At 68.0% G+C, this 17,428-nt stretch carries 13 protein-coding genes; 5 read left to right on the plus strand and 8 right to left on the minus strand.

Annotated features, from left to right (window positions below; all coding sequences use genetic code 11):
* The 3 genes from JWP60_RS08105 to dapC all read right to left on the minus strand — a co-directional run.
* On the minus strand, positions 1 to 539 hold a 539-nt coding region (locus JWP60_RS08105; RefSeq protein ID WP_299788946.1), incomplete at its 3' end, for an ATPase, T2SS/T4P/T4SS family.
* Positions 540 to 564: 25 nt separating this feature from the next.
* On the minus strand, positions 565 to 1,398 hold the full coding sequence (gene dapD, locus JWP60_RS08110) for a 2,3,4,5-tetrahydropyridine-2,6-dicarboxylate N-succinyltransferase (protein ID WP_299788949.1): 834 nt from the start codon (positions 1,396 to 1,398) through the stop codon (positions 565 to 567).
* A gap of 23 nt (positions 1,399 to 1,421) precedes the next feature.
* Positions 1,422 to 2,618, minus strand: a complete 1,197-nt coding sequence (gene dapC / locus JWP60_RS08115) for a succinyldiaminopimelate transaminase (protein WP_299788952.1) — start codon at positions 2,616 to 2,618, stop codon at positions 1,422 to 1,424.
* Between the two features lie 59 nt (positions 2,619 to 2,677).
* Between dapC and JWP60_RS08120 the strand changes: the two genes are divergently transcribed.
* Entirely contained in the window at positions 2,678 to 3,709 is a 1,032-nt protein-coding gene (locus JWP60_RS08120) for an alkane 1-monooxygenase (RefSeq protein ID WP_299788955.1), read from the plus strand.
* A 74-nt stretch (positions 3,710 to 3,783) separates the two neighbouring features.
* Here JWP60_RS08120 and JWP60_RS08125 read toward each other — a convergent pair whose 3' ends face one another.
* Together JWP60_RS08125 and JWP60_RS08130 are read right to left on the minus strand one after the other, a co-directional pair.
* On the minus strand, positions 3,784 to 4,680 hold the full coding sequence (locus JWP60_RS08125; protein ID WP_299788958.1) for a DUF72 domain-containing protein: 897 nt from the start codon (positions 4,678 to 4,680) through the stop codon (positions 3,784 to 3,786).
* Between the two features lie 57 nt (positions 4,681 to 4,737).
* The gene (locus JWP60_RS08130) at positions 4,738 to 5,532 is read right to left on the minus strand and encodes an MHYT domain-containing protein (protein WP_299788961.1); all 795 of its coding nucleotides are present in this window, start codon (positions 5,530 to 5,532) and stop codon (positions 4,738 to 4,740) included.
* Between the two features lie 260 nt (positions 5,533 to 5,792).
* On the opposite strand from JWP60_RS08130, the gene smc reads away from it, so the two are divergent.
* From smc to def, 4 genes are read left to right on the plus strand one after another with little or no spacing between them, the layout of a single operon-like run.
* Positions 5,793 to 9,305 carry a chromosome segregation protein SMC gene (gene smc / locus JWP60_RS08135; RefSeq protein WP_299788964.1) on the plus strand — a complete coding sequence of 1,171 codons (3,513 nt, stop codon included), beginning with the start codon at positions 5,793 to 5,795 and terminating at the stop codon, positions 9,303 to 9,305.
* Positions 9,305 to 10,339 (plus strand): cell division protein ZipA C-terminal FtsZ-binding domain-containing protein, encoded by a 1,035-nt coding sequence (locus JWP60_RS08140; RefSeq protein WP_299788967.1) that lies wholly within the window; start codon positions 9,305 to 9,307, stop codon positions 10,337 to 10,339. Before smc ends, JWP60_RS08140 begins: the two co-directional genes overlap by 1 nt.
* Entirely contained in the window at positions 10,336 to 12,531 is a 2,196-nt protein-coding gene (ligA, locus tag JWP60_RS08145; protein ID WP_299788969.1) for an NAD-dependent DNA ligase LigA, read from the plus strand. The genes JWP60_RS08140 and ligA overlap by 4 nt, the downstream gene beginning before the upstream one ends.
* A 17-nt stretch (positions 12,532 to 12,548) precedes the next feature.
* Positions 12,549 to 13,088 (plus strand): peptide deformylase, encoded by a 540-nt coding sequence (gene def, locus JWP60_RS08150; RefSeq protein WP_299788972.1) that lies wholly within the window; start codon positions 12,549 to 12,551, stop codon positions 13,086 to 13,088.
* A gap of 129 nt (positions 13,089 to 13,217) precedes the next feature.
* Here def and JWP60_RS08155 read toward each other — a convergent pair whose 3' ends face one another.
* From JWP60_RS08155 to JWP60_RS08165, 3 genes are all read right to left on the minus strand, one after another.
* Positions 13,218 to 14,225 (minus strand): tripartite tricarboxylate transporter substrate binding protein, encoded by a 1,008-nt coding sequence (locus JWP60_RS08155; protein ID WP_299788975.1) that lies wholly within the window; start codon positions 14,223 to 14,225, stop codon positions 13,218 to 13,220.
* Positions 14,226 to 14,335: 110 nt separating this feature from the next.
* Positions 14,336 to 16,972: a [protein-PII] uridylyltransferase gene (locus JWP60_RS08160; protein WP_299788978.1), complete on the minus strand. Its 2,637-nt coding sequence runs from the start codon at positions 16,970 to 16,972 to the stop codon at positions 14,336 to 14,338.
* Positions 16,973 to 17,000: 28 nt separating this feature from the next.
* A partial coding sequence (locus tag JWP60_RS08165; RefSeq protein WP_299788981.1) for a M24 family metallopeptidase occupies positions 17,001 to 17,428 on the minus strand: 428 nt, incomplete at its 5' end.

The raw sequence follows: 17,428 nt of genomic DNA on the forward strand, positions 1-17,428 counted from the left end.
CCCACCTCGCGCTGGTTCACCACGCACTTCTTGTTCCGGAAGATGAATTCCACCGGATCCTCGATGGTCAGGATGTGGCCGGTCGTGCTCTCGTTGCGGTGGTCCATCATGGACGCCAGCGTCGTACTCTTGCCGGCGCCGGTGGAGCCCACCATCAGCAGCAGGCCGCGCTTTTCCATGATCAGGTCCGCCAGGATCATGGGCACCTGCAGCGACGCGAGCGGCGGGATCTCGCTGGCGATGTAGCGGATCACCGCCGCGATGCTCCCGCGCTGGCGCATCGCCGAGAAGCGGAAGTTGCCCGCGCCCTCGATCGCATAAGCCATGTTCAGCTCGCCGGAGGTGTCGAGTTCCTCCATGCGATGCGCCGGCAGCACTTCGGCCAGCAGCGCGCGGGTGGCGTCGGCCGGCAGCAGCTGGTTGTTGATCGGCACGGCCTGGCCGTTGATCTTGATCATTGCCGGCGCATTGGCCGACAGGTACACGTCCGAGGCCTTCTTGTCGGCCATCAGGCGCAGGATGCGCTCCATCGTCCCCATGCTTTACTCCGTCAGAACGAGCCGCTCAATCGCGCAGCAGGTCGTTCAGGCTGGTGGTCGACCGCGTCTTCGCATCGACCTTCTTCACGATGATGGCCGCGTACAGGTTGTACCTGCCGCCGTCCTTGGGCAGGCTGCCCGAGATCACGACCGAGCCGGCAGGCACGCGGCCGTACAGCGTTTCGCCGGTGGTGCGGTCGTAGATCGGCGTGCTCTGGCCGATGTACACGCCCATCGACACCACCGAGTTCTCTTCCACGATCACGCCCTCGACGATCTCCGAGCGGGCGCCGATGAAGCAGTTGTCCTCGATGATCGTCGGGTTCGCCTGCAGCGGCTCCAGCACGCCGCCCAGGCCCACGCCGCCGGAGAGGTGCACGTTCTTGCCCACCTGGGCGCAGGAACCGACGGTGGCCCAGGTGTCGACCATCGTGCCTTCATCGACGTAGGCGCCGATGTTCACGTAGCTGGGCATCAGGATCGCGCCCTTGGCGATGAAGCTGCCGCGGCGGGCCACCGCGGGCGGCACCACGCGTACGCCGGTGGCGGCCATTTCCTCGGGCGTGAGGTGCGCGAACTTGGTCGGCACCTTGTCGAAGAAGGCCAGCTCGCCGGCCTTCATGATCACGTTGTCCTTCAGGCGGAAGGACAGCAGCACCGCCTTCTTGATCCACTGGTGCACGGTCCACTGGCCCACGCCCTCGCGGGTGGCCACGCGCAGCTTGCCCACGTTCAGGTCCGCGATCACGTGTTCGACCGCATCGCTCACCTCCCTTGGCGCGGACTGCGCCGACAGGCTGGCGCGGTTGTCCCACGCGGTGTCGATGATCTGGCGGAGCTGCTGGAGGGTGTCGGTCATGGGGGAATCGGATCGGGAAGGATTTATCGGGACTGGACGAACTGCACGATGCGCCCGGCGGCTTCCAGGCATTCGGCGGTATCGGCCACCAGGGCCATGCGCACGCGGCCGGTACCGGGATTGCCGCCACCGGCTTCGCGCGCCAGGTAGCTGCCCGGCAGCACGGTCACATTGTATTGAGCCAGCAGGTCGCGGGCGAACGCGGTGTCGCTTCCACGCACGCCCGCCCAGAGGTAGAAACCGGCATCGGGCAGGCGCACGTCGAGAACTTTTTCCAGCAGCGGCGTGACCTCGGCGAACTTGCGGCGGTACTGGTCGCGGTTGTCCACCACGTGCGCCTCGTCGCTCCAGGCGGCGATGCTGGCGGCCTGCACGATCGGGCTCATCGCACTGCCGTGATAGGTGCGATAGAGCAGGAACTGCTTGATCAGGGCCGCATCGCCCGCCACGAAGCCGCTGCGCATGCCCGGCACGTTGCTGCGCTTGGAAAGGCTGGTGAAGGCGACCAGCTTGCGGAAGTCGCTGCGTCCGAGCTTCGCCGCCGCTTCGAGTCCGCCCAGGGGCGGCTCGTCACGGAAGTAGATCTCGCTGTAGCACTCGTCCGAGGCAATGATGAAGCCGTGCCGGTCCTGCAGCTCGAACAGCTTCTTCCATTCGGCGAGCGGCATCACCGCGCCGGTCGGATTGCCCGGGGAGCAGACGAAGATCAATTGCGTCTGGGCCCAGGTAGACGCGGGCACGCTGTCCCAGTCTACGGCGAAATTGCGCGCGGGATCGCTGGGCGCGTAATACGGCTCGGCGCCTGCCAGCAGGGCCGCGCCCTCGTAGATCTGGTAGAAGGGATTCGGGCACACCACCACCGCCGGTTTCGTGGGATCGATCACGGTCTGCGCGAAGGCAAACAGGGCTTCGCGCGAGCCGTTGACCGGCAGGACCTGCGTGGCCGCATCCACGGCCAGCCCGTAGCGGTGCTGCAGCCAGCCGGCAAAGGAGGCGCGCAACTGCGGCGTGCCGGCCGTGGGCGGGTAGCCGGAAAGATCGCTGCCCGGGATCTCCATCGCGTCCGCCAGCGCCCGCTTGATGAAGGCCGGCGTGGGATGCCTGGGCTCGCCGATGCCCAGGCTGATGGGGCGCAGGGCGGGGTTGGGCGTGACGCCCGCGAACAGTTGCCGCAGCCGCTCGAAAGGGTAGGGTTGCAGGCGGGACAGCAGGGGATTCATTCTCCGATTATCCCCGGCCGGCATTGACGGCTGCCGCCGGGCGGCCGTCCAATGCCGCCATGCAAGCGACCATGCGCATGACGGACCTGCGATTCCTGCTCGGCGTGCTGCTGCCGGCCAGCACGCTGCAGGCCGTGCTGGTGCGTCCGCACACCGCGGCCCTGGGCGCTCTTCTCGTCTGGTGGGGTGTCGCTGCGCTCGAAGCGCTGTGGCCGGCGCTCGCGCGCTCCCCGGCAGCGTCCGGCCCCGGCTCGCCCCTGCCGTGGCTGCTGCGCGCTTACGTCCCGCTGCAAGTGGTGCTGATCGCGGCGGGCCTGGCCACCGCCTCCCGGGTGGACTGGACGACGGTGTTCGGGCTGGCCTTCGCCGTCGGCTTCGTCACCGGCGCGCAGGGCATCACCTATGCGCACGAACTGGGGCACAGCCGCCGGCGTGGTGATCGCGCGCTGGCCTGGATCCTCATGGGCAGCGTCGCCTATCCGCAGTTCATGGTCGAACATTACCGCGGGCACCACGTGCGCGCCGCCACCTGGGACGATCCGGCTTCGGCGCGGGCGGGTGAGTCGCTGTGGCGCTTCCTGCCCCGCACGCTTGCCGGCAGCCTGCGCAGTGCCTGGCAGCTGGAGGTCGTGCGGCTCGCGCAGCGGCGCAGGTCGTGGTGGCAAAGTCCGCTCGCCTGGTGGACGGCGGCCGGTCTGGCTTTCTTCCTCGTGCTGGCGACGCTCGGCGGCAGCAAGATGCTGGCGTTCTGGCTGCTGCAGTCCGCGTTTGCGGTGTGGCTGCTGGAGACGGTGAATTACATCGAGCACTACGGCCTGCAGCGCCGCGCGCAGCCGGACGGCCGGCCCGAGCCCTTCGGCCAGGCGCATGCCTGGAACGCCGACCACGTGATCTCCAACAGCCTGCTGGCCAACCTGCAACGCCATTCGGACCACCACATGCAGGCGTGGAAAGCGTTTCCGCAGCTGCAGGCCCTGCCCGGGCCGCAGCTGCCCACGGGGTATGCGGGGTGCATCCTGATGGCTGCCGTGCCGCCCATGTGGTTTGCAGTGATGCATCGGCGGCTGCAAGCTGAGGCGGGGGCCGTGTAGGGTGGGATGCGCGCAGCGCACACCACCAAGGTCGCGGTGGTGTGCGCTGCGCGCATCCCACCCTACCGCATCACCTACATCGCCGGTTCCGGCGCGTACGACAAATCCAGCATCGCCATCAGCTCCCGCGCATTCTCCGGCGCATGGCGCTTGTCGGTGTTGTCGAAGTAGCAGTAGACATCCCGGCTCGCCCGGGCGCGGGCACGGGTCGGGCAGATCAGCCGTGCGTCCTCGGGCTCGTCGCCATGGCGCCAGGCATCCATGCAGCGCGCCCAGCGCTCGAGTTCCTCCGTGGTGTAGCTGCTGTTGTACAACTCGGTGGAACCGTGCAGCCGCATGTAGACGAAGTCCGCGGTGACGTCCTCGTACAGCGGCCACGGCTTGGGCGTGTCGGCCACGACCCAGGCGATGCGGTATTTCCGCAGCAGCTTGATGAAGTCGGGCGTGACGAAGCTCTCGTGCCGCACTTCCACCGCATGCCGCATGCGGCGATTGCGTCCCGGCAGCAGGCAGGAGCGGCCCTCCAGCCGCTGGTCATGCCCGCAGGCGATGCGCGCCGCCTCGTGCGTGGTCTGCGGCAGCATCTGGAAGAACGCCTCGAAGACCTCGGGGTTGAACCGCAGCATCGGCGGGAACTGCCACAGGATGGGGCCGAGCTTGTCGCCGAGCTCGAACAGGCCCGAGGCGAAGAAGTTGGCCAGCGCCGCGTCGATGTTGCGCAGCTTCAGCATGTGCGTGATGTAGCGGCTGCCCTTGATGGCAAAGACGAAGCCGGGCGGCGTGTGCTCCGCCCACATCGCATAGCTGGAGGGGTGCTGCAACGAATAGAAGGAGCCATTGAGCTCCAGCGAGGGGAACACGCGCGAGGCGTGCTGCAGCTCGCGCCACTGCGCCAGCCCCTTGGGATAGAAATGGCCGCGCCAGGGCGTGTAGCGCCAGCCGGAGACACCGATCAGGACCTTGCCTTCCATGCCTCCTTGTGCCACGCCAGCCCGCCCAGGATTGCCGGGCGCGGCTGGCTTGTCGCGTCAGCGGGCCTTGATGCGGCTGCCGGCGGCGGCGTTCTGCGCCACGCGTCGGCGGGCGGCGTTGCCCGCGCTCTGGAAGGCCTGGTCGACGGAAATCAGCGCGGCCATGGCCAGCGCAACGGTTGCGACCATCGAGGGCAGGTCCATCGAGCTGATGTAGCCGAAGCCTTGCGGCTGCGCCACGCGGTTGGCCGTGGTGCAGATGAACTCGGCCGCGTGCATGCCCGTATAGTGCATCGAGCAGACAGCCACGCCCATCAGCACGGAGGCGGCGGCGCGCAGCTTGAGCGTCGGCATGTTGAAGGCCAGCCACAGGGCGGCGGTGGCGGCGACCACGGCGATCACGGCAGAGATGCCGACCACGCCGAAGTCCCACTGGATGAAGCCACCGAACTTCATGCCGTACATGCCCAGGTAGTGCATGACGACCACGCCCAGGCCCAGCAGGAAGCCGGCACCCATGATTCGGCCAGGCTTGTCCGGCCCCTTGGAGACGAAGGCCAGCGCCAGCGAGGTGGCCGCGATGGCCGCGACCAGCGAGATCAGGGTCTCGATCATGCCGTAGCTGGTGGCCATGTCCATCTTCAGGGCCAGCATGCCGATGAAGTGCATGGACCACACGCCGATGCCGCCCAGTGCAATCCCGGCGCAGATCGTGTTGAGCCAGCTGATCCGGCCGTTGAAGCCGCGGATGCGGCTCGCGGCGTTCAGCGCAACGAAGGCGCCGAGCACGGAAATGCCAAAGGAGATGGCGATGAAGCCCAGCTGGTAGCTGGTCTGGACAACGGGATTCATGGGACTGCTTCCTTGCGCTAGGTGTGGGTTCTGCGAACTTCTCACATTCGCTTACACGGGGCAGAAGCGATAGTAGGGCAAATGCTTAGGTGAATGGCGCAGAGTCAGCCATTCGTTGCAACGCGCCAACCCAACCGTAAACTTGTGCCGTCCCGGAGGCGACTCGGCCCACCGGTTATCATCCGGGCGCCTCCGGCCTGCAGCCGGTTCAACGCCGGCTCGCAGCCGGCGTTCTCATTCAGCGACAGGGGCGAGGGACCGTGCGTCTCACATCGATCAAGCTTTCCGGATTCAAGTCGTTCGCGGACCCTACCAATTTCCTGCTGCCCGGCCAGCTCGTGGGCGTGGTCGGTCCCAACGGTTGCGGCAAGTCCAACATCATGGACGCCGTGCGCTGGGTGCTGGGTGAAAGCAAGGCGAGCGAACTGCGCGGCGAGTCGATGCAGGACGTGATCTTCAACGGCACCAACACCCGCAAGCCGGCCTCGCGCTCCTCGGTCGAACTGGTCTTCGACAACCCCGACCACCGCGCCGGCGGGCAATGGGCCCAGTTCGCCGAGATCGCCGTCAAGCGCGTGCTGACGCGCGACGGCACCTCCAGCTACTACATCAACAACCAGCCGGTGCGGCGGCGCGACATCCAGGACGTGTTCCTGGGCACCGGGCTCGGGCCGCGGGCGTACGCCATCATCGGCCAGGGCACGATCAGCCGGATCATCGAGTCCAAGCCCGAGGAACTGCGCCTGTTCCTGGAAGAGGCGGCGGGCGTCTCCAAGTACAAGGAGCGCCGGCGCGAGACCGAGAACCGGCTGCACGACACGCGCGAAAACCTCACGCGGGTGGAAGACATCCTGCGCGAGTTGAACAGCAACCTCGAGAAACTGGAGAAACAGGCGGAGGTGGCCGCGCGCTACAACGGGCTGCAGTCCGACGCCACGCTGAAACAGCACCAGCTGTGGTTCTTGAAGCGGGCGGAGGCCGAAGCCGACCAGGCGCGCATCCAGGCCGATGCGGGCAAGGCGCGCAACGACCTGGAAGCGCGCATCGCCGACCTGCGCCGCATCGAGAGCGAACTCGAGACCATCCGCCAGGCGCACTACGCGGCCGGCGACCAGGTGAACCAGTCGCAGGGCCAGCTCTATGAAGCCAGCGCCGAGGTGGGCCGGCTGGAAGCCGAGATCCGCTTCGTGGTCGAAGGCCGCCAGCGCGTGGAACAGCGCCTGGTGCAATTGAAGGAGCAGACCGCGCAATGGGCCGCCCGCAAGGAGCAGGCCGAGGCGGAGACCGAGACGCTGGGCGAGCAGGCCTTCGAAGCCGAGGAAAAGGCCACGCTGCTGGCCGCGCAGGTCGAGGAGCAGGGCCTGCAACTGCCCGACCTCGAAGAGGCGCTGCGGCAGGCGCAGGGCAAGTCGCTGCAGCAGCGCGGCGCCGTCAACCAGGTGCAGCAGCAGATCCAGGTGCTGGCCGCCGACCAGCGCAACATCGAGGACCAGTCGCGCCAGCTCAACCTGCGGCGCGAACGGCTGGTGACCGACCGCAATGCGCTGGCCGCGCCCGACGAACAGCGCCTGGCCACCCTCCAATCGCAACTTGCCGCCGCGCAGGAAAGCGCCGAGACCGCCCATGCCCGCCTGCACGAATTGCAGGAACAGGTGCCGGTGCTGGATGAAGACCGGCGCGCGCGACAGCAGGACGTCAATACGCAGGGTGCCAGGCAGGCGGAGTTGTCCGCGCGCATGGAGGCCGTCAAGGCCCTGCAGGAGAAGGTGCGCACCGATGGCAAGCTGCAGCCGTGGCTGGCCAGGCATGGCCTCTCGGGCCTGCAAGGCCTGTGGACCCGCATCCACATCGAGCAGGGCTGGGAGAACGCGCTGGAAGCGGCGCTGCGCGAGCGCCTGAATTCGCTGGAGGTGTCGCGGCTGGAGATGGTGCGCGCCTTCGCGAGCGACGCGCCGCCCGCGCGGCTGGCCTTCTATCACGCACCCGCGGTCGGCGCACCCGAAGCGGCCGCGGCATTGCCGCGCCTGGCCGACCTGCTGCGCCTGAACGACGCCGGCCAGAAGGCGTTGCTGGTCGACTGGCTCCATGGCTGCTACACCGCGGGCACGCTGGAAGATGCGCTCGCCGCGCGCGAGCAGCTGCAGGCCGGCGAAGCGATCTACGTGAAGTCCGGCCACGCCGTCACGGCCCACAGCGTCAGCTTCTATGCGCAGGACAGCGAACAGGCCGGCCTGCTGGCGCGCCAGCAGGAAATCGAGAACCTGGAAAAGCAGTTGCGCGCGCAAGCATTGATCGCCGAGGAAGCGCGGTCCGCCCTGGTGCGTGCCGAAGCCGCCTACAGCGACGCCTCGCAGCGGCTGGCGGGCGCCCGCCGCGAAAGCACCGAAAGCCAGTCCCGCGCGCACGAGCTGCAGGTGGAGACCCTGCGCCTCACCCAGCTGGCGGAACAGACCCGCGCGCGCAGCGAGCAGATCGACAGCGACCTGGCCGAAGTCGATGCGCTGCTCGAGGAACTGCAGGAGAAGCGCGTCGCCGCCGAAGGGCGCTTCGAGGAACTGGACATGCAGCTGGCCGACAGCCAGGAGCGCCATGCCCAGCTGGACGAGCGCGTGATCGAGTTCGAGCGCAAGCTGGCCGAGTCGCGCGAGCAGCACCGCAGCCTGGAACGACAGGCGCAGGAAGCCACCTTCTCGCAGCGCGCGCTGCTGGCCCGGCGCGGCGAACTGCAGCGGGCCATCGAGACGGCCACCCAGCAGACCACCTCCATCGCGGCCGAACTGGAGCGCGCCGAGACCGAACTGGCGCGCCTGACCGACGCCGCCGCCCAGGCCGGCCTGCAAGCGGCGCTGGAGCTGAAAGCGCAGCGCGAACAGGTGCTGGGCGCGCGCCGCAGCGAATACGACGACCTGACCGCCCGGCTGCGCGCGAGCGACGAGCGCCGCCTGCAACTGGAACGCGAGCTCGAGCCGCTGCGCCAGCGCATCACCGAGTTCCAGCTGAAGGAGCAGGCCGCGCGCCTGGGCCTGGAGCAGTACGCGCAATTGCTGGCCGATGCGCAGGCAGACCTGGAAGCGGTGGGCAAGTCGGTGCAGGAGGGCACTGTGCGCCTGGCCGGCATGCAGTCCGAGATCGACCGCCTCCACCGCGAGATCGCGGCCCTCGGCGCGGTCAACCTGGCGGCCCTGGAAGAACTGAGCACGGCGCGCGAGCGCAAGCAATTCCTCGACGCCCAGACCAAGGACCTGGTCGAGGCGATGACGACGCTCGAAGACGCCATCCGCAAGATCGACGGCGAGACGCGCGAGCTGCTGGGCAGCACCTTCAACAGCGTCAACGAGCATTTCGGGCGCATGTTCCCCGAGCTGTTCGGCGGCGGCAACGCCAGGCTGGTGATGACGGGCGAGGAGATCCTCGACTCCGGCGTGCAGGTGATGGCGCAGCCGCCCGGCAAGAAGAATCAGACCATCCACCTGCTCTCGGGCGGCGAGAAGGCACTGACGGCGATCGCGCTGGTGTTCGCGATCTTCCAGTTGAATCCGGCGCCGTTCTGCCTGCTCGACGAAGTGGACGCGCCGCTGGACGACGCCAACACCGAGCGCTATGCCAAGCTGGTGAGCAGCATGAGCAAGGAAACGCAGTTCCTCTTCATCAGCCACAACAAGATCGCGATGGAAATGGCCGAACAGCTGATCGGGGTGACGATGCAGGAGCAGGGCGTCTCGCGGATCGTGGCGGTGGACATGGAATCCGCGGTGACGATGGCGGAGGTGTGATGTCGGGCTTGACGGTCGGACTCGCGATCATCGGCGGGCTGGTGCTGGCCGCGATCGTGGCGTGGAACGCCTGGACCACGCGGCGCAACACGCCGCGCCAGCCGGAGCTTGCGCCCGCAACGATCCCGGTCTCGGCCGCCCCTTCGGACGAGCGCACCGAGCCGGTGTTCGACGAGGAGGTCGCCCTCGCGCCGCTGCCCTTGCCCGAGCGAAAACCCGGGCTCGACGGCCTGATCGACGTGCTGGCCGCGGTTGCAGTCGACGGTCCCGTGTCCGGCGAAGCGGCGCTGGCGGCCTTGCCGCCCACGCGGCGTGCCGGCAGCAAGCCCTTTGCCATCGAAGGCCGCAACGAGGCGACGCAGGAGTGGGAGACGCCCCGTGCCATGGAGCGCTACACCGCGTTCCAGGCCGGCGTGCAGCTTGCCAACCGCAAGGGTGCGCTCAACGAGATCGAGTATTCCGAGTTCGTGATGAAGGCCCAGGCGTTTGCCGACGCGATCAACGGCTCGCCCGAATTTCCCGAGATGCGCGACGAGGTGGCGCGCGCCCGCGAGCTGGACCAGTTCGCGGGATCGCACGATGCCCAGCTGGGCTTCACCCTGCGCGCCCGCAATGCCGCGTGGAGCCCGGGTTACGTGCAGCAGAGCGCGGCGCGCCAGGGCTTCGTGGCCGGGGCGATCCCGGGCCGCATGGTGCTGCCCGCCGAAGCGCCCGGCCTGCCGCCGCTGCTGGTGCTGTCGTTCTCGACGCAGGCGGCGCTGGCCGAGGACCCCTCGCATTCGGCGATCCGCGAGGTGACCCTGAGCCTGGACGTGCCGCACGTGGCGCGCGGCGAGCAGCCCTTCGTGCGCATGCGCGATGCGGCGATCGCGCTGGCCGCTTCGATGGACGGCCTGATCACCGACGACGATGGCCGCGTGATTCCCGCCGAAGCGCTGGACGCGATCGGCGCCTCCCTGGAACAGTTGTACGACACGCTGGATGCGCGCGACTTGTCGGCCGGGTCGCCGCAGGCGCGGCGGCTGTTCTCATGAATCGCGCCGATGCTGGCCGTCGGCGCGCCGGGGAACTGCAGGCGCTGCTGCACCACCACGCGCATCGCTATTACGTGCTCGACGCGCCTGAAATTCCGGACGCGGAATACGACCGCCTGTTCCAGGAACTGCAGGCGCTGGAGGAGGCGCATCCCGAACTGCGCACGCCGGATTCGCCGACGCAGCGCGTGGGCGGCACGGTGCTGGAAGGCTTTGCCAAGGTGCGCCACAAGGTGCCCATGCTGTCGATCCGCACCGAGACCGACATCGAGGCCAGTGGCGCGCGCAACTTCGATGCGCGCGTGCGGCGGGAGCTGGGACTGAAAGAGGGCGACCCGCAGGTCGAATACGTAGCCGAACTGAAGTTCGACGGTTTGGCGATCAACCTGCGTTACGAAAACGGCGTGCTGGTGCAGGCGGCCACGCGGGGGGACGGCGAGGTGGGGGAGGATGTGACGCAGAACATCCGGACCATCGGGCAGATTCCGTTGCGGCTGGGGGACCCTCACCCCAACCCTCTCCCGCAGGCGGGAGAGGGAGCAAGTCAGGACCAGCCTGACCCGAACCTTCTCCCGCCAGGGGGAGAGGGAGCAAGTCAGCAAGCCCATGAAAACTCCCTCTCCCGCTTGGGGGAGAGGGCGGTGGTGAGGGCGATCCCCCCAATCCTCGAAGTCCGCGGCGAGGTCTTCATGCGCCGCGACGACTTCGAGCGCATGAACGAGTCGCAACGCGGGAAGATCGCCGCCGGTGCGAAGAACGAGAAGACCTTCGTCAATCCGCGCAACGCCGCGGCCGGCGCGGTACGCCAGCTCGATCCCGCCATTGCGCGGCAGCGGCCCCTGAGCTTCTTTGCCTATGGCTGGGGCGAGATCGAGGGCGGTCCCGATTTCCAGACCCATTTCGAGGTGCTGCAGGCGCTCAAGGCCTGGGGCTTCCCCGTCTCCGAGCGCACGACGCTGGCGACCGGCGCCGACGACCTGATCGCCTACCACCAGGGCGTGGGCGCGGACCGCGACCGGTTGCCCTTCGACATCGACGGCGTGGTCTACAAGGTGAACAGCCTGGCCTTGCAAAAGCAATTGGGCTTCGTCACGCGCGAGCCGCGCTGGGCGGTCGCGCACAAGTTCCCGGCGCAGGAGCAGCTGACCACGGTCGAATCCATCGACGTCTATGTCGGCCGCACCGGCAAGCTCACGCCGGTGGCGCGCCTGCAGCCGGTGTTCGTCGGCGGCGTGACCGTCACCAACGCCACGCTGCACAACGAGGACGAGGTCCATCGCAAGGACGTGCGCGTGGGCGACACGGTGATCGTGCGGCGGGCCGGCGACGTGATCCCGGAAGTGGTCTCCGTGCTGCCCGAGAAGCGCGTGCCGGGTGCCGCGGTCTTTGCCATGCCCCACATCTGCCCGGTGTGCGGATCGGCCGCGGTGCGCGAGGAAGGCGAGGCCGACTATCGCTGCACCGGCGGGCTGTTCTGCAGCGCGCAGCGCAAGCACGCGATCCTGCATTTCGCGCAGCGGCGCGCCCTCGACATCGAAGGGCTGGGCGAGAAGCTGGTCGACCAGATGGTCGATGCCGGCGTGATCCGCACGCTGCCCGATCTCTATCGGCTGGGTCTCGCGAACCTGGTGGCGCTGGAGCGCATGGGCGACAAGTCGGCGCAGAACGTGCTGGCCGCGCTGGAGACTTCGAAGTCCACCACCTTGCCGCGCTTTCTGTACGGCCTGGGCATCCGCCACGTCGGCGAATCCACGGCGCGCGACCTGGCGCGCCACTTCGGCAAGCTCGATGGAATCATGGACGCGGGCGTGGAGCAGTTGCTGCAAGTGCCCGACGTCGGCCCGATCGTCGCCGAGAGCATCCACGCCTTTTTCCTGCAGCCGCACAACCGCGAGGTGATCGAGCAGTTGCGGGCCTGCGGCGTGCATTGGGAAGAAAGCGAGCCCGCCGTGCAGGCGCCGCTGCCGCTGGCCGGCAAGACCGTAGTGCTGACCGGCACGCTCCCCACCCTGTCGCGCGACGAGGCCAAGGAACTGCTGGAAGCGGCCGGCGCCAAGGTCGCCGCCTCGGTCAGCAAGAAGACGGATTACGTCGTGGCCGGCGCCGAGGCCGGCAGCAAGCTGGAGAAGGCGCAGTTGCTGGGCGTCGCCGTGCTGGACGAGGACGGCCTGCGCCAACTGCTCGCCGGCTGAGACGTTATCCTGACGCCATGACCGTCAGAGACATCCTGAAGATGGGCGACCCCCGGCTGCTGCGCGTGGCCCAGCCGGTGCCCGAATTCGGCACTCCGCAACTGCGGGCGCTGATCGCCGACATGGAAGACACCATGCGCGCCGCCAACGGCGCCGGCCTGGCCGCGCCGCAGATCGGCGTCGACCTGCAACTGGTGATCTTCGGCGCCGATGCGCCCAGCCCGCGCTATCCCGACGCGCCGCCGGTGCCGCGCACCGTGCTGCTCAACCCGGTGATCACACCACTCGGCGACGAGGAGGAAGAGGACTGGGAAGGCTGCCTCTCGGTGCCGGGCCTGCGCGCGGTGGTGCCGCGTTGGCGGCGCATCCGCTACAGCGGCTTCGACGAGAACGGTGGCCGCATAGCCCGTGAGGCCGAGGGCTTTCATGCGCGGGTGGTGCAGCACGAATGCGACCACCTCGTGGGCAAGCTCTATCCGATGCGGGTGCGGGACTTCAGCCGGTTCGGGTTTACGGAGGTGCTGTTTCCGGGACTGGATCCGGCGCAGGACGATTGAGGCTGTTACTCCTTCCCCTCCGGGGGAAGGCTGGGATGGGGGCGCTGCGGCACTTGGCGAGGCCGGAGCGCCCCCACCCCAACCCTCCCCCGCAGGGGGAGGGAGCAATTGCTGACAGTGTCGCGAGCCTTACTGCGCCGTGATCCCGCGCATCTGGATCACCCCACCCAGCAGCGCCGTGTCGCTGCGCATGCGATTGGCCAGGCCTTCGGCGGTGGTGCCGGCGGTCTGCCAGCCTTGCTGGAACAGCTGCTGGCGCACTTCCGGCCGGCGGGTGATTTCGGCGATCAGTTTCGACAGCTTGTCCACGATAGGCTTGGGCATGGCCTTGGGCGCCGCGGCCGCCGTCCAGATCTCCAGCTGGAAGCCCTGCACGCCCTGCTCGGCGAGGCTCGGGTAGTCGGGCACCAGCGGGCTGCGCGTCCCGGACGTCACGCCGATCGCCTTGAGCTTGCCGGCCTTGATCTGCTGCGCGGCCAGCGCCGGCGGCAGCAGCGCGAGCTGGATCTCGCCGGATACCATCGCCTGGATCACCTGCGGGTTGCCCGGGTAGGGCACGTGCACCGGGGCGATGTTGGTCTTGGTCTTGAGCAGCTCCATGCCGATGTGGCCGACGGTGCCGACGCCCGGCGTGCCGTAGCTCCACTTGTTGCCGGCATTGCGGGCGGCCAGGAAGAATTCCTGCGCATCCTTGCCGGGCGCCTTGGCCGGTGCCGTCAGCAGCAGCGGCGCGGTGGCGATCAGGCTGATCGGCTGCAGGTCCCTCTGCGGGTCGTAGGGCGTGGCCGGATTCAGCAACTTGGCGATCGTGAGATTGCCGTTGATCATCACGCCGAAGGTGTGGTTGTCGGTCGCCTTGGCCACCTGGTCGGCCGCGATGTTGCCGCCGGCGCCGACCTTGTTCTCCACGATCACGGGCTGCCCGAGGGCCTTCGACAGCGGTTCGGCGATGGTGCGCGCGACCAGGTCGGGCGTGGAGCCGCCCGGAAATCCGACCAGGATGCGCACCGGCCGCGTCGGCCAGTTGAGGGCAGGCGCCGGTGCAACAGCGGGAACGCGCTTCTGCGCGAACGCAGGCAGGGCAGCGGCAAGGGCCAGCAGCATCAGGCTGCGGCGGGCGACAGGCTTCAACGACATGAGATCCTCTGGTAAACGAAAGGCCCTCTTGCGGGACCCTCTGCGATGCTAACGGCTGGGCCCTGGGGGAAAGTTCCAAGAGCGCTAGGAATTTGGCGTAAACCGTTGAGCTATGCCGCGATCACCTCGAGCAATTCCGTTTCGATCTCCAGCTGCCGCTTGTTCTGCTGCAGCTCCGGGCCGTCGATCAGGAAGGTGTCTTCCACGCGCTCGCCGAGCGTGGTGACCTTGGCGAGCTGCAGGTTCAGCTTGTGGTTGGCCAGCACGCGGGCGATCGAATAGAGCAGGCCCACGCGGTCGCTGGCCGACACGGTCAGCAGCCAGTGCACGGCCTTGTCGTCAGGATGCAGGTCCACCCGCGGCGGGATCGGAAAGCTCCTGACCCGGCGCGACACGCGGCCGCGGCTCGGCGCCGGCAGCGGCCCGGCGGCCGCGATCGTGGTGCACAGCTCGGACTCCGTCATGCTGCACAGCTCGCGGTAATGCTCCGGCATCATGGCCGTCACCACCTGGAAGGTATCGAGCGCGTAGCCGTTGCTGGACGTGTGGATCTTGGCGTCGAGAATGCTGAAGCCGGCCTGGTCGAAGTAGCCGCAGATGCGCGCGAACAGGTCCGGCTGGTCGGGCGTGTAGACCATGATCTGCAGGCCCTCGCCCACCGGCGACATGCGCGCGCGCACGATCACCTTGGCGGTGCCGGCGTGGCGCGAGAGATGGCGCGTGTGCCAGACGATGTCGTTGGCCTCGTGGCGCATGAAGTAGCCGACGTCCAGCGTGTCCCACAGCTTCTTGTGCGCCTCGAAGGGCAGGGCGTACAACTGCAATTGCACCAATGCATCGCGCTTGCGGGCCTCCACCTCGGCCTTCGGGTCGGGCGCGCCGCCGCCCAGCGCGCGCAGCGTGTAGCGATACAGGTCTTCCAGCAGCTTGCCCTTCCAGGCGTTCCACACCTTCGGGCTGGTGCCGCGGATGTCGGCCACCGTCAGCAGGTACAGCGCCTTCAGGGAGCGCTCGTTGCCCACGCGCTCGGCAAAGGCCTGGATCACCGCCGGATCGCCCAGGTCCTCCTTTTGCGCGACCCGGCTCATGGCCAGGTGCTCGCGCACCAGGAACTCGATCAGCTTGCAGTCCTCGGGGTCGATCTTGTGCTGGCGGCAGAAGCGCTTGACCTCGCGCGCGCCGAGGTCCGAGTGGTCGCCGCCCCGGCCCTTGGCGATGTCGTGGAACAGCGCCGCCGTGTAGAGGATGTAGGGCTTGTCCCAGCCAGCGGCGAGCTGCGAGCAGAAGGGATACTCGTGCGCGTGTTCCGCCATGAAGAAGCGGCGGACATTGCGCAGCACCATCAGGATGTGCTGGTCCACGGTGTAGACGTGGAACAGGTCGTGCTGCATCTGGCCGACGATGCGGCGGAACACCCACAGGTACCGACCGAGCACCGAGGTCTGGTTCATCAATCGCAGGGCGTGCGTGATGCCGCGCGGCTGCATCAGCATGGCGCGGAACGTCGCGTGGTTCTCCGGGTCGTTGCGAAAGTTCGCGTCCATCACCTTGCGCGCGTTGTACAGCGCGCGCAGCGTGCGGGCCGACAGGCCCTTGATGCCGGGCGTGGTCTGGTACAGCAGGAAGGTTTCGAGGATGGCCTGCGGGTTCTTCAGGTACAGGTCGTCGCTGGCGACCTCGATCATCCCGGCCTTTTCCAGGAAGCGCTCGTTGATCGGGCGCGCCTCGGCGGCCGCGGGGTTGAGCCTTTCCTCGATATTCAGCAGCAGGATCTGATTGAGCTGCGCGACCGCCTTGGCCGCCCAGTAATAGCGCTTCATCAGGCGCTCGCTGGCGCGTGCCACCAGGCGGCCGTCGGTGCGGATGGTCGCCTTGTAGCCGAAGGACTCGGCAACGGCGTTCTGCAGGTCGAACACCAGCCGGTCCTCGCGCCGGCGCGCCACGACGTGCAGCCGCGCGCGGATGGTGGACAGCAGCGCCTCGTTGCGTTTGATCTGCCGCGCCTCGAAGGCGGTCGCCAGGCCGCGGCGGGCAAGCTCGTCCCAGTTGCGGCCGAAGCCCGCTGCATTGGCCACCCACAGGATCACCTGCAGGTCGCGCAGGCCGCCGGGCGACTCCTTGCAGTTCGGCTCCAACGCGTACGGCGTGTTCTCGAACTTGTGGTGCCGCTGGCGCATCTCCAGCGTCTTGGCGACGAAGAAGGCACGCGCATCGATGGTGGCGCGAAAGCGCTCCTGGAAGGCGGTGAACAGCTTGCGCGAGCCGGTGATGAGGCGCGCCTCCAGCAGCGACGTCTGCACCGTGACGTCGCGCGCTGCCTGGGCGATGCATTCCTCCAGCGTGCGCACGCTGGAGCCGATCTCCAGGCTGGCGTCCCAGCAGCTGCCGATGACGTTCTCGATCCGGCGCTTGAGCGCGGGGTCGTGGTCGGGCGAGATGCCATCGGGCAGCAGCAGCAGCACGTCGACATCGGAATACGGAAAGAGCTCGCCGCGGCCGAAGCCACCGACCGCCACCAGGGCGACCCCGGCCGGCAGCCCCGCGCATTGCCACAACGCGCGCAGCGCCTCGTCGGCGGTCTGCGACAGGGCCTGCAACAGGCCCTTGATGGTGCGGGTCGAGCCGCCATCGGCTTGCAGGGATTCGAGCAGCTTCGCCTTGCGCGCCTTGTAGCTGTCGCGGATCTCGCCGATGTCCAATGACTTTGCGGCTGCGTCGCTCGATGCCCAATGACCGTCAGTTGTCATTCGTGATCAAGCGCAGCGAAGTCATTCGTCATTTCACGAAGGCAGGCGGCGGCGGGCTGCCCGCCGACAGCGTCAGCACCTGGTAGCCATCTTCCGTGACCAGCACGGTGTGCTCCCACTGCGCCGACAGCGAGTGGTCCTTGGTAATGACCGTCCAGCCGTCCGGGAGCAGGCGGACGTGCCGCTTGCCGGCATTCACCATGGGTTCGATGGTGAACGTCATTCCCTGCCGCAATTCGAGACCGGTACCGGGCTCGCCGTAGTGCAGAACCTGCGGGTCTTCGTGATAGATCCGGCCAATGCCATGGCCGCAGTATTCGCGCACGACGGAATAATCACGCTCCTCGACGAAGGCCTGAATCGCATGGCCGATATCGCCCAGGTGAGTGCCGGGGCGCACGGTTTCGATACCGCGCCACATGGCATCGAAGCAGGTCTCGGCGAGCCGTTGGGCGT

The sequence above is a fragment of the Ramlibacter sp. genome, assembly GCF_028291745.1.
Classification (GTDB): Bacteria; Pseudomonadota; Gammaproteobacteria; order Burkholderiales; family Burkholderiaceae_C; genus Ramlibacter.

What these genes read in the sequence shown, in the direction of transcription:
- dapD (WP_299788949.1), bottom strand. Translation starts at nt 1,398, where the DNA reads ATGACCGACACCCTCCAGCAGCTCCGCCAGATCATCGACACCGCGTGG.
- dapC (WP_299788952.1), bottom strand. Translation starts at nt 2,618, where the DNA reads ATGAATCCCCTGCTGTCCCGCCTGCAACCCTACCCTTTCGAGCGGCTG.
- JWP60_RS08120 (WP_299788955.1), top strand. Translation starts at nt 2,678, where the DNA reads ATGCAAGCGACCATGCGCATGACGGACCTGCGATTCCTGCTCGGCGTG.
- JWP60_RS08125 (WP_299788958.1), bottom strand. Translation starts at nt 4,680, where the DNA reads ATGGAAGGCAAGGTCCTGATCGGTGTCTCCGGCTGGCGCTACACGCCC.
- JWP60_RS08130 (WP_299788961.1), bottom strand. Translation starts at nt 5,532, where the DNA reads ATGAATCCCGTTGTCCAGACCAGCTACCAGCTGGGCTTCATCGCCATC.
- JWP60_RS08140 (WP_299788967.1), top strand. Translation starts at nt 9,305, where the DNA reads ATGTCGGGCTTGACGGTCGGACTCGCGATCATCGGCGGGCTGGTGCTG.
- ligA (WP_299788969.1), top strand. Translation starts at nt 10,336, where the DNA reads ATGAATCGCGCCGATGCTGGCCGTCGGCGCGCCGGGGAACTGCAGGCG.
- def (WP_299788972.1), top strand. Translation starts at nt 12,549, where the DNA reads ATGACCGTCAGAGACATCCTGAAGATGGGCGACCCCCGGCTGCTGCGC.
- JWP60_RS08155 (WP_299788975.1), bottom strand. Translation starts at nt 14,225, where the DNA reads ATGTCGTTGAAGCCTGTCGCCCGCCGCAGCCTGATGCTGCTGGCCCTT.
- JWP60_RS08160 (WP_299788978.1), bottom strand. Translation starts at nt 16,972, where the DNA reads ATGACAACTGACGGTCATTGGGCATCGAGCGACGCAGCCGCAAAGTCA.